13 protein-coding genes and 1 riboswitch are annotated in these 11,408 nt (G+C 65.9%); of the genes, 6 read left to right on the forward strand and 7 right to left on the reverse strand.

The window, feature by feature from the left end:
* Positions 1-8: 8 nt before the first annotated feature.
* Positions 9-87, reverse strand: a riboswitch (SAM riboswitch).
* A gap of 123 nt (positions 88-210) precedes the next feature.
* The 3 genes from FCT00_RS01335 to FCT00_RS01345 are packed head-to-tail and all read left to right on the forward strand — an operon-like array spanning position 211 to position 2,911.
* Positions 211-1,065: an alpha/beta hydrolase gene (locus FCT00_RS01335; RefSeq protein WP_171042845.1), complete on the forward strand. Its 855-nt coding sequence runs from the start codon at positions 211-213 to the stop codon at positions 1,063-1,065.
* A gap of 20 nt (positions 1,066-1,085) precedes the next feature.
* Entirely contained in the window at positions 1,086-1,787 is a 702-nt protein-coding gene (locus tag FCT00_RS01340; RefSeq protein ID WP_040885257.1) for a glutathione S-transferase N-terminal domain-containing protein, read from the forward strand.
* Positions 1,784-2,911 (forward strand): hypothetical protein, encoded by a 1,128-nt coding sequence (locus FCT00_RS01345; RefSeq protein ID WP_138421543.1) that lies wholly within the window; start codon positions 1,784-1,786, stop codon positions 2,909-2,911. Before FCT00_RS01340 ends, FCT00_RS01345 begins: the two co-directional genes overlap by 4 nt.
* Positions 2,912-2,928: 17 nt before the next feature.
* Here FCT00_RS01345 and FCT00_RS01350 read toward each other — a convergent pair whose 3' ends face one another.
* The 3 genes from FCT00_RS01350 to FCT00_RS01360 are packed head-to-tail and all read right to left on the reverse strand — an operon-like array spanning position 2,929 to position 5,067.
* The gene (locus FCT00_RS01350; protein WP_138421544.1) at positions 2,929-3,570 is read right to left on the reverse strand and encodes an inner membrane-spanning protein YciB; all 642 of its coding nucleotides are present in this window, start codon (positions 3,568-3,570) and stop codon (positions 2,929-2,931) included.
* Positions 3,571-3,612: 42 nt separating this feature from the next.
* Positions 3,613-4,515, reverse strand: coding sequence for a DMT family transporter (locus FCT00_RS01355; RefSeq protein ID WP_138421545.1), 903 nt, complete (start codon positions 4,513-4,515; stop codon positions 3,613-3,615).
* Positions 4,516-4,524: 9 nt separating this feature from the next.
* A complete protein-coding gene (locus tag FCT00_RS01360; RefSeq protein WP_138421546.1) occupies positions 4,525-5,067 on the reverse strand; it encodes a hypothetical protein in 543 nt (180 codons plus the stop codon).
* Between the two features lie 285 nt (positions 5,068-5,352).
* On the opposite strand from FCT00_RS01360, the gene FCT00_RS01365 reads away from it, so the two are divergent.
* Complete coding sequence (locus FCT00_RS01365; protein WP_138421547.1) at positions 5,353-5,871, forward strand: hypothetical protein; 519 nt, start codon at positions 5,353-5,355, stop codon at positions 5,869-5,871.
* Between the two features lie 3 nt (positions 5,872-5,874).
* On the opposite strand, the gene ftsY is transcribed toward FCT00_RS01365, so the two are convergent.
* The gene (ftsY, locus tag FCT00_RS01370) at positions 5,875-7,236 is read right to left on the reverse strand and encodes a signal recognition particle-docking protein FtsY (protein ID WP_138421548.1); all 1,362 of its coding nucleotides are present in this window, start codon (positions 7,234-7,236) and stop codon (positions 5,875-5,877) included.
* 53 nt (positions 7,237-7,289) lie between these two features.
* A complete protein-coding gene (locus FCT00_RS01375; protein ID WP_171042846.1) occupies positions 7,290-7,916 on the reverse strand; it encodes a lysoplasmalogenase family protein in 627 nt (208 codons plus the stop codon).
* Positions 7,917-8,032: 116 nt separating this feature from the next.
* On the opposite strand from FCT00_RS01375, the gene FCT00_RS01380 reads away from it, so the two are divergent.
* Together FCT00_RS01380 and FCT00_RS01385 are read left to right on the forward strand one after the other, a co-directional pair.
* The gene (locus FCT00_RS01380) at positions 8,033-9,064 is read left to right on the forward strand and encodes an alkane 1-monooxygenase (RefSeq protein ID WP_138421550.1); all 1,032 of its coding nucleotides are present in this window, start codon (positions 8,033-8,035) and stop codon (positions 9,062-9,064) included.
* Entirely contained in the window at positions 9,061-9,459 is a 399-nt protein-coding gene (locus FCT00_RS01385) for a hypothetical protein (protein ID WP_138421551.1), read from the forward strand. Before FCT00_RS01380 ends, FCT00_RS01385 begins: the two co-directional genes overlap by 4 nt.
* A 2-nt stretch (positions 9,460-9,461) precedes the next feature.
* Here the strand turns inward: FCT00_RS01385 and FCT00_RS01390 are convergent, their stop codons facing one another.
* Positions 9,462-10,655, reverse strand: a complete 1,194-nt coding sequence (locus FCT00_RS01390) for a pyridoxal-phosphate-dependent aminotransferase family protein (RefSeq protein WP_138421552.1) — start codon at positions 10,653-10,655, stop codon at positions 9,462-9,464.
* Between the two features lie 52 nt (positions 10,656-10,707).
* A complete protein-coding gene (locus FCT00_RS01395) occupies positions 10,708-11,382 on the reverse strand; it encodes a glycosyltransferase (protein WP_138421553.1) in 675 nt (224 codons plus the stop codon).
* Positions 11,383-11,408 lie beyond the last annotated feature (26 nt).

Here is an 11,408-nt window from a genome sequence, read left to right on the forward strand (position 1 = left end):
GCCGGGGGCGTTCATCGTCCCAGACCTCTTTAGCGGAGTGATTAACGTGGCCCGCAATCCGGAAGACAAATCGCCACGGCAATCGCGATAGCCCCAGACCCGCGTCAGGTCAAGGTGGCCGATGTTTTACAGCACCGTTACGCGCGGGTCATGGGGCCTTTACGCAGGTGCAGCATTCTGGGGCGGAATGAGGCAACCGGGCATGGGTCCATGGTGCAGGTCATCGTCAACGCCGGGCAGAACGGGCTGGAGTACGACCGCGCCGCGCTGTCCCGGGCGCTGGCCGATCTGCCACCGAACGCCCCGATCGTGATCCTGATCCACGGCTACAAATACGCCCCCGGCACCGAGGGGCATTGCCCGCATCGGACGATCCTCGCCGAACGGGCCCCGCGCAGAAACTGGAAGGTCATCTCGTGGCCCCGGCATCTGGGCATCGGAGGCCGGGCCGAAGGGCTGGTCATCGCGTTCGGCTGGAACGCCATCGGGTCGATCTGGCAGGCCTATCGCAACGCGGGCGACGCGGGGCGCGCGCTCGCAGGGCTGATCGCCACGCTCGACCGCCCCGTTCACATGCTCGGCCATTCGCTTGGCGCCCGCGTCGCGCTGTCGGCCACCGCCCATGCCCCGGCCGGTCGGATCGGGCGGCTGGTGCTGATCGCGGGGGCCGAGCTGCGGTCGCGCGCGAGGGCCGCGATGGCTTCGCCCGCAGGGCGGCTGGCGGATGTGCTGAACGTCACGAGCGGCGAGAACGCGGTCTTCGACCTGATGCTGGAGGCCGTCATGGGTTTTCGCGGTCGCGCTCTGGGTGCGGGGCTTCCCGGCCTCGCAGGCTGGACCGACCTGCCCGTGGACACCCCTGCGACGCGCGCACGGCTCGCCCGTTTTGGCTACCGCATCGGCGCGCCCTCACGAAAAATCTGCCATTGGAGCCTTTACCTGCGCCCCGGCCTGTTCCCACTCTACGCCGCCGTGATCCGCGGCGACCTGCCGTTTGCGTGGCTTGGCGAACCGACCCACTCCCGCGCCCACCTCTTGCCCTTCGCTTGGAATACGTCATCCTGACCCCCGACAAGGAGGCTCACATGACACAACCCATCGAACTCCACTACTGGCCCACCCCGAACGGCTGGAAGATCACCATCGCGCTCGAAGAAATGGGCCTGCCCTACGACGTGCACTACGTGAACATCGGCAAGGGCGAGCAGTTCGAGCCGGACTTTTTGAAGATCGCGCCCAACAACCGGATGCCCGCCATCGTGGACCCGGACGGGCCGGACGGCGCGCCCGTTTCGATTTTCGAAAGCGGCGCGATCCTGCAATACCTCGCCCGCAAGACCGGGCAGTTCTGCGGCCCGACCGAGCGCGACCGCATCGCCGTGGACCAGTGGCTCATGTGGCAGATGGGCGGCCTTGGCCCGATGGCGGGACAAGCGCACCATTTCCTGACCTACGCCCCTGCGATGGACCCGCCCAACGACCTGCCCTACGCCAAGGATCGCTACCGGGCCGAAACCGGGCGGCTCTATGGCGTGATGGACCGGCGGCTGGCCGAAGCCGAATATCTGGGCGGCGACTTCTACTCCATCGCCGACATGGCCTGTTATGGCTGGGCGTCTCTGTGGGAGCGTCAGGAACAGACGCTGGACGACAAACCCAACCTCGCCCGCTGGCTGGACACGGTGGGCGCGCGTGAGGCGGTGAAGGCCGGCATGGCCGTGGGTGCCGAGAAACGGTCGAAACTGCAAGACGACAAGGACGCGCAGAAGGTGTTGTTCAAGCGGTGACGCCGCCGAGACGCGTCATCCTGCACATCGGCCTGCCCAAGACCGGCTCGTCGTCGATACAGGCGTCGCTGTCGGGCGTGGACACGGGCGAGGTGCGGGTGGTGCGGTTCGGTGAGACCCTGTTTCACAACCTGCCGCTCGCGACGCTTCTGTCCGACGATCCAGCCCGGATGCGCCAGCACCTGAACCGGGGGCATTCGCCGACGCAGGTCGAGGCACGGCGCGCCCGCTGGGATGCGGCGTTCGACACGGAACTCGCACGACGCACGCCCACGCTGGTTCTGTCCGCCGAGGTCATATCGAACGCGCTGCCCGACAAACTCCACGCGCTCGCGGACCGGATCGAGGCGTCGGGGCGCAGGCTGGAGGTCTTTGCCTATGTGCGTGAACCCATCGGGCTTTGCGGATCGGCGCTGCAACAACGGCTGAAGCTCTTCGACCGCCTGCCCCGCGACTTCGACCCGTTCCAGTATCGAAAACGGCTGGAGCCATGGCTCGACCGCCTTCCGCGCGAGCGGATCACCTTGCGGGACTTTCGACCCGAGGCGCTGGCGGGTGGCTCTCCCGTGCAGGACTTCGCCGCGCATTGCCGCATCGCGCCCGATGCTTTCAAAGAAAAACGGCGGAACGAAAGCCTCAATGCCGAGGTGACACGGCTTTTGTGGATCTTCAACGATGCCATGCCCGTCTCGACCGGCCGTCCGCGCCTTGCCGAGGCGCGCAAAGGGTTCCTGCGCCTGTTGAAACAGAACATCGACGGCCCGCGTTTCGCGACGCCCGTGGCCTGCATCGACCCGAACAGGCTGGACGCGGAACTCGACTGGCTCGCGACCAACACGGGTATCGACTACCGCGCCGGCGTTGCGCCGTTCCGGCCCGACATGACCGCCGCGCCCCTCGACCCAATCATGCGAGAGCTTGCCCCTGAAACGGTTGTGCGATTGGACGGATTGGTCGCCAAGGCCGGTCTGACCCTGCCCCAAGGGGCAGGTCCGGGCCGCAAACTGGCCGCGCTTTACCTCGCCCAACTGGCGCCGGAGCCGCATGAGCGCGCACGCACGGAGCGCAGCTTCGCTGCACGCATCAAGGCGCTTTTGCGCTCGAAAGAAACGTCTGGCGGTTAGCCCGCTTCAGCGCCCTGTCAGGCGTCCGCCTTATCCTCTTCCGTGCCGTATTTCTGGAACACGCCGGACTGGGTCATGAAGAAGACGAAGATCGCGAGCGGCAGGCCGAAGGTCTTGAAGTTGACCCACATATCGGTCGACATCGTGCGCCACACCACCTCGTTCAACACCGCAAGCAACGCGAAGAACATGGCGAGGCGCTTGGTGATGATCATCCAGCCCTCGTCGCTCATCGGGACCGTGTGATCCATTATCATCTTGATGTAGCTCTGGCCGCGCAGGATGCCGAACATCAGGATGAGAAAGAAGAAGACATACAGGATCGTCGGCTTCATCTTGATGAACCGCTCGTCGTTGAGCCAGATCGAGATACCGCCCATCACCGCGACCAGCACCACGGTCGCGATCTGGATGGCCGAGATCTTGCCGGTCACGCGCCACAGCAGGAATGTGCAGATCGCCTGCAACGGGATGAACCCGGCGGTGACCGCAAGAAAGCCCTGATATTCGCGCCCGCCCACGGTGAAGCTCATGTCGCGGACGAGCATGTAGCCCACGAAGAAAGCGATGATCGGCCCGTATTCGAGCGCGGCCCTGAGCCAGGGGTTCACCTTTTTCTCAGCCGTGTCCTGGGTGTTGGTGTCGGTCATGTCGGCCATGGTTGGTTCGCGCCCTTGTGCCTCGGATGGATCACCGCCTATTTAACCCCCCATTTCGACGATTACAGCCCCCAGTGCGATCAAACCCATGAGTGTGACCCGTCGCGGCCCCGTGCTCTCTTTCAAGACCAGCCAGCCGATCAGGGCCGCGAAAACGGTCGATGTTTCGCGCAGCACCGCCGCCTCGCCCACTTCGTCGAGCCGAGTGGCGAGCATGATGGACCCGAACGAGAAATAGGCGACCACCCCGCCGGTCAGCCCCCGCAGCGCGAGAGGGCCGGGCGCGGGGCGGTCGGACATGCGCGCATAGCGGATCGCGGCGACGACGGCGAAGGTGATGCCGTCGAGCATGAAGAACCACGCCAGAAACGTGAACGGATCGGGGGTGGCGCGGATGCCATAGGCGTCGACGGTCGTGTAGAGCGCCACGAACAACCCGGTGACCACCGCCATGGCCAGCGCGGGCTTGAGCTTGTCGCGCCCCACCTGCCAGTGCTTCAGGTTGTATAGCGCGAGGCCGTAGATCGCCGAGACGAGCAGCGCGACGCCCAGCCACTGTATTGCTGTGAAATGCTCGCCGAACAGGATACCCGCCCCGATCACGGTGAACAGCGGGCCGGTGCCACGCACGACCGGATAGACCACGGTGTAGCTTCCCAGCGTATAGGTCACGCCCTGCGCGATCTTGTAGAGGATGTGGATCACCATGATCAGCGCGAAAAGCGGGATCAGCGAGGGATCGGGCCACGGCACGACGAAAAGCGCGAACGGCGCGGCCATCAGGCCGTAGGAGGCATCTATCGCCCCACGCGACAGCCACGGATCATGCCGCCCCTTCTGGAGCGCACCGAAAAGGGCGTGAAGCAGGGCCGCGAGTATCGCGAGCGCGAGGGCCGCCGTATGTCCGGCCTCGGTGCCTTCGAGACCGCGAATCCATTCGCTCATCCGCGCTGATTACAGCGACATTCCCCGAGGTGCACGAGGGATTCCGCGGCCCCTGCCCTGACGCTCGCTGTCGGCCAGACGCGCGGCCATCGCCGCATCCATGGGAATGGTCAGCCGCCCTATCGGCATGGGGCGCGCCGCCTTGTCTTCGGCCCGGTTCACGCGGCGGCGGTTGATGAAGGGCGCGATATCCAGCGACTCGCGCCAGGCATCCTGTATCTCGACCGTATCGGAAAGTTCGTGGGCGGCGTCCGCCAGCATCCGCCAGGTCAGCCGGCGCATGTATTCGTCGGTGCGAAACGCCCCGATCAGCCCCGCCTCTGCCACGCGCACGGTATCGCCAGCCCGGATCAGCGCGGCCGCGCCCACCACCTCCCAGTTCGCAAACAGGACGGCCCGCGCCAGCACGTCGGCCATGACCGAATACCCGGCCTGCCCGTCTTCGGGATAGGGATCGGAAATCGCAAGCCGCCGCGCCTCGGCGACGAAGGACATCGCGGTGCGGGTTCCTTTCAGAAGGAGCGTGGGTTCTGTTGCTCTGCGTCGGGCCATGCCCTGAAATCTGCTCGTTGTGGTCAGGAAAACCTGACTTGTGATGATGACAATATCGCACATAGCCGTCGAATTTGAAAACAATTGGGCAGAAGTCCCGGTTTTTTTGCGTCGCCGGGAAAAGCGGTTAACAAGGGAAATCCCGCGCCGATCCCCGCCGCCGACGCCCGCCTGGTCCTATGGTCACGCCGGGAAACGCGCGGCTATTCCGCCCTTCGGATTCAAAAGATTTACGCAAGATAAACATTCAGCGTGATCGGGCGCCCATGTATACTGGAAGTATTATTGTCACGGCGTGCCGGTTCGACCGTCCGCCCCGTCATTTGCGTCAGGAGCCGAACGATACACAAACTCAGGCTGCTCAAATCCGCCAAGGTCATCCATATCCTCGTCTCGGCCCCCTATTCCAATCGTGACATGCTCGACCCTTGGAAACGCATTCTGAACGGCGAAGAGCCGGACATGGAAGTCGGCCTTCCCGCCATCATCGACGGTGGAAACCTGCGGTTCGTGAAGGCCGGCACCAGCGATGCCGCGCGGGTCGCGATGGAGCGGCGCAGCTATGAGAACGTTCCGAAAGAGGGGCTTGTCGCCGTGGTGGTGCCGAACCTCGCCATGCTGATGCTGCACCGTCTGTTCGTCATCTATTCACAGCTCAACGGGCTGAAGGACGAGCGTGAGTTTTATGGCACTGTGAACCGGGACAAGGCGGTCGACTGGCTCGCCCGCAAAATGAAGCTCGACCCGGACACCACGCGGGCCCTGCGGCAGGAGGTGCATGACCTCGCGGCCGAGGACGCGTAAGGGTCAGAACCCGGTCAGCGCCTTGGCGAAATCGTCGGGGTCGAAGGGTGCCAGATCGTCGATCTGCTCACCCACGCCGATCGCATGGATCGGCAGGCCGAACTTGTCGGCCAGCGCGACCAGCACGCCGCCCTTCGCCGTTCCGTCGAGCTTGGTCATGACCAGCCCGGAGACATCGGCGAGTTTCTGGAAGGTCTGCACCTGGCTCAGGGCGTTCTGCCCGGTGGTGGCATCCAGCACGAGAAGCGTGTCGTGCGGCGCGCTGTCGTCGATCTTCTTGATGACGCGGACGATCTTGGCCAGTTCCGCCATCAGGTCTTCGCGGTTCTGGAGCCGCCCCGCCGTATCGATCATCAACAGATCCGCACCATCGGCCCGCGCCTTGATCAGCGCATCGAAGGCGAGCGAGGCGGGATCGGACCCTTCGGGCGCGGTCAGCACCGGCACGCCCGCGCGTTCGCCCCAGACCTGAAGCTGCTCGACGGCGGCGGCGCGGAACGTGTCGCCCGCCGCGATCACCACCGACTTGCCAGCCGCGCGGAACTGCGAGGCGAGTTTGCCGATGGTCGTGGTCTTGCCCGCGCCGTTGACGCCGACGACCAGCACGACCTGCGGGCGGTTCGGATAAAGCGGCAGCGGCTTGGCCACAGGCTCCATCACCCGCGCGATCTCCTTGGCGAGGATTTCCTTGATCTCTTCAACGGAAACCTTCCGGCCCAGTCGCCCCTCGGCGATGTTGGCCGATACGCGCAAGGCCGTGTCCACACCCATGTCCGAAGCGATCATGAGTTCCTCGAGGCTTTCAAGCATGTCGTCGTCCAGCACCCGGCGCACCACGGTCGTCTTGGCCGCGCCGCGCCCCATGAGGCGTCCGAAGAACCCCGGCTTTTCGCCCCGCGCCTCGTCCGTGTCCGGGCTCTGCGTGGGAATTTCCATCGGCGTGAGGTCCGGCTTCGGGTCCGCCGGTTGCGGCGTCTCCAGCGGCGTCGGGTTCGGCGTCACGTCGGGCGTTTGCGGAATCTCGGACGGCCCCGGCGGCGGTGTGGTCGGCGCGTCGGGCACAGGGTCGCTGTCCGGGGTGGGAATCTCGGTGGGCGGCGTATCCGGCGTCGGCTCGGTCGGCGGGGTCACCGGATCGGGCTGGGGCACGTTTTCCGGTTCCGGGGTCGACTCGGGCGCAGGCTCCGGTTCCGCATCCGGCCCCGGCCCGGGCGCCGGTGTCGGACCGGGGGGCGGCGTCGGTTCGGGCTGGGCCGAAACGGCCTCTTCCTCGACCCCGCCATCCTCGACGATCGCCTCAAGCCCCTGTTCCAGCTTGGACGAGGATTTGGTCAACCGGTCCTTGAGTTTAGAAAAAAACGACATGACGCCTCCGCAGTTCGTTTTCACCTAATCGCGATTTCGCCGATATGGAAGCCTCAGGCCGACAGGATCATCGCCTGTCCCGCGATGTAGGCGATCCAGATCGCCCAACCGATCCGGCCCGTCAGCGGATTGTCCTCGTCCAGCCGGAAGAGTTGGAACGCCAGCAGCGTGTCGGAGGCGATGAAGAACGCGGCCCCCAGAAAGGCGGTCCCCATCGGCATGGTCAGCGCGGCAAGGCCCATGAGCGTGATGAGCACGACATAGGCGCGCACCGGCCACCTGAGTTCCATCGTGTAGGGGATGAGCCACACCTCGGCCGCCAGCGCGTAGGCCACGAGGAAGACCGCCATCGGCGTGTTCAGCACGAAGGCCTCCCACAGCGGCGACTGCGACAGCACCAGAAAGTGAAACACGTAAAGCAGGTGCGCCAATGCGAAGGCGGCGAGACCGAACAGGAACGTCTGACGCCCGGTCCGCGACAGCGCCATGTCGCCCAGCGCCGACAGGAACAGCCCCGCGACGAGAAAGGCGGTGTTCCCGGCCTGCCACGCCGCATAGGCGAAGAATATGAGCGGCAGAGCCTTGACCACGGTGCGTGGCCAGTTCGGCTCGTCCTCGGTCATCGGCAGATAGACCAGTGCCGCGAGGATGCCGGTCCAGACGAGCAGAGGTGCGATCATGACGTCTCCTTCCCCCGCGCGGCAGAATGGCGAGAGGCCGCCACAGGTCAAGGTTTCATTTGCCGCAGTCCCAACAGGCTCTTTCCGCAGCGCGGCACGGGCGGTATCATTTGGGCATGAACCATCCGGTCCGTGCCTATGCCCTCGCCACCCTGACCCCGGTCGTGTTGATCGCGGTCGGCGCGGTCGCGGGCGGGGCATGGGTCTGGGCCGCTTTCCTTTACATGACGCTTTTCACCTTCGGCATGGATCAGTTGATCCGGGCGATGGACCCGCCCGCCGACCCGACCCGCGAATTGCCCGCCGCCGACGGGCTGTCGGCATTGCTCGCCATGCTGCATTTCGTGCTGCTGGCACTGGTCATCCGGGCGCTGGCGATCGGCGGGTTTCATCCGGCGACCTGGTTCGCGCTGTTCGCAGCCGCGGGGCTGTTCTTCGGGCAGGTGTCCAATTCGAACGCGCATGAGTTGATCCACCGGACCCGGCGCCCGCTCTTCGAGCTTGGGAAATGGGTCTATATCTCGCTTTTGTTCGGGCACCACACCTCGGCGCATACCAAGGTGCATCATCGGTATGCCGCGTCACGGCAAGACCCGAACTCGGCGCGCGAGAATGAGGGGTTCTATGCGTTTTCGCGTCGTGCGTGGCTCGGAAGCTTCGTCGAAGGGTATCGCGCGGAAAAGGCCGACCTCGCCCGACGGGGCACGGGCGGGATCAACCCCTATGTCACCTATTGCGCCGGGGCCTTGGCCTTCGTCGCGGCCTCGGCGATCGTCTGGGGCTGGGCCGGGCTGGGCGCGCATCTCCTCCTGTCGTGGTATGCGACCACCCAGCTTCTTCTGTCCGATTACGTCCAGCACTACGGGTTGACGCGCGCCACACGGGACAATGGCAAGCTGGAGCCAGTCGGCCCGCAGCACAGCTGGAACGCCGGCCACTGGTTCTCGCGCCACCTGATGCTGAACGCGCCGCGCCACTCCGACCACCACGCGCACCCGTCGCGGCCCTACCCGGCGCTGGCCGCCCACGACGATGCGCCCACCCTGCCGTCGACGTTGCCCGCGATGGCCGCGCTCGCGCTGTTTCCGAAACTCTGGCGTCGGGTGATGAACCCGGTGCTCGCCCGATACAAAGGACGCCCCGCATGATCCGCGCCGCCCTGCTCGCCTTCTGCCTGCCGCTGACAGCCGTCGCCGCGGAAAGCGAACGCCTCACCCCGCAGCAGTTCGAGGAATACGTGACCGGCAAGACGCTGATGTACGGCTTCGACGGGCAGAACTACGGCGGAGAGGATTACCTGCCGGGTCGAACCGTGCGCTGGTCCTTTCTCGACGGGCGCTGCAAGTCCGGGCACTGGTATCCCGACGACGGCAAAATCTGCTTCATCTACGAGGACAACCCCGAGCCGCAGTGCTGGTCGTTCTTCCTGCGTGGCTCGACACTGGTCGCCCGGTTCGAGAACAACCCGGAATACGAAGAGCTTTACGAAACCGGGGAAAGCGAAGAACCGCTTCTCTGCCTCGGCCCCGAAGTGGGCGTCTGACCTCAGGCCTCGGCGATCACCTGCGCGGCGGCGGACAAGGCGCCGTCGCCATGCGGGATGGAAAGCGCCTTGAGCCCGGATTCGATCACGCCCAGCGCGCCCAGCATCATGTGGGCATTGATGTGACCCATGTGCCCGAGCCGGAAGAACCCGTCGCCGTTCGGATCGCCCGGCGCCGACATGCCAAGCCCGATGCCCAGCGTCACGCCGCCGTTGTCCTGCACCCAACGGCGCAGGCGGCTGCCGTCATGGGCGCCAAGGCTCAACGCCGTCACCGCGTGGGAGCGCATGGCGGGGTCGGCCACGTTGATCTCCATCGGTCCGCCTAGTCCCCAAGCCTCGAACGCGGCCCAAGCCGTGCGGGCGAGCACGGCGTGGCGTTTCCAGACCGCTTCGATCCCGCCCTCGTCCGCGATCAGGTCGAGGGCTGCCCGCAGGCCCAGCAGGTGATGCGTGGGCGCTGTGCCCCCGAAGAACTGGTAGAACCGCTCCGGCTCGATCCGCGGAGCCCAGTCCCAGTAATAGCTGACATTCGGGTTCTGCGCCGCCCGCGCCTTGTCGTTCAGAAACACGAAACCCAGACCGGGGGGCGTCATCAGCCCTTTCTGGCTGGCGGCCACCGTCACATCGACGCCCCACGCGTCCATCTCGTAGACGTCGCAGGCGAGCGAGGCGATGCAATCGACCATGAGAAGCGCGGGATGCTCGGCTGCGTCGATCGCTTCGCGCAGCAGGGGGATATCGTTGCGCACGCCGGTGGCGGTGTCGGTCTGCACCGTCAGCACGGCCTTGATCTTGTGTTCGGTATCGGCGCGAAGCGCGGCCTCGACCCGCTCCGGGACGACGGCGGATTTCTTGCCGAAGTCGATGAGTTGCGTTTTGACGCCCAGCCTCTCGCAGACCGTGCCCCAGATGCCCGCGAACCGCCCGGTGTCGAGCACCAGCGCCATGTCGCCGGGGGCGAGAAGGTTCATCGCGGCCGCTTCCCATGCGCCATGCCCGTTGGCGATGTAGATCGCGACATGGCCTTGGGTCCGCGCGACCGCCTTCAGGTCCGGCACCATGTCGGCCACCATATCGACCAAGGCGCCCTCGTAGATATTGGGGGCAGAAGTGTGCATCGCGTTCAGCACCCGCTCGGGGGACACCGAGGGGCCGGGGATGGCAAGGTAATCGCGGCCGAATGACAGGTTCATGGCAGGCTCCGGTTTTCCGAGGCCAAATCGGTAGCCCCGGCATCGGGCAAGGTCAATCGGTCCGGTAGCCGCGGGCGAGTTTGGCCGGATCGGCCCCTGCGAGGAAGCGCGCCTGACGGATCAGGTTTCGACTTCCTTGGGCCAGCCACCGGCCCCGATAGCGCGTCCAACTCGTTTCGACCCACGCATCCAGCGGGCGCGGGCGTGGCAGTGCGCGCACGAGCGCCATGTCCTCCATCAGCGGGACATCGGGATAGCCGCCCGCCGCCATGTAGTTGGCCCGGGACACGAGCAATCCCTGATCCCCGAACGAAAGACCGAACAGGGCGGACCGCAGGTTGGCCCAACCGGCGGTCAGGCGTGGGGCGAGGCCCCGTGCGGCGAAGCGCAGGCGGAAATATCCCGGCCCGCCGCGCAGCATGCCGCGCTCGACCGCTTCGACCCAGCCCGGCCCCGGAACGCTGTCGGCGTGCAGCACCAGCATCCAGTCGCCGCCCGCCTTGGCGCAACCGCGTTCGAGTTGCCCGCCGCGCCCCGCATCGCCTGTGATCCAGATCGCCCCGACCTCCTCGGCGATCGCGCGCGTCGCATCCTGCGACCCGCCATCGGTCACGATCAACTCGCGCACGAGACCCGCCTCGACCCCCTCCATGAGCGCGATCAGGACGGCGGGCAGCGTGGCTTCCGCGTTCAAGGTCGGGATCACGATGGATAGTCGCGCGCGCATCGGGGCCTTTCGCCTGACGGTGGAGC

Origin of the sequence: Maritimibacter alexandrii, from assembly GCF_005871115.1 — a bacterium.
In the GTDB taxonomy this organism is placed as follows: Bacteria; Pseudomonadota; Alphaproteobacteria; order Rhodobacterales; family Rhodobacteraceae; genus Maritimibacter; species Maritimibacter alkaliphilus.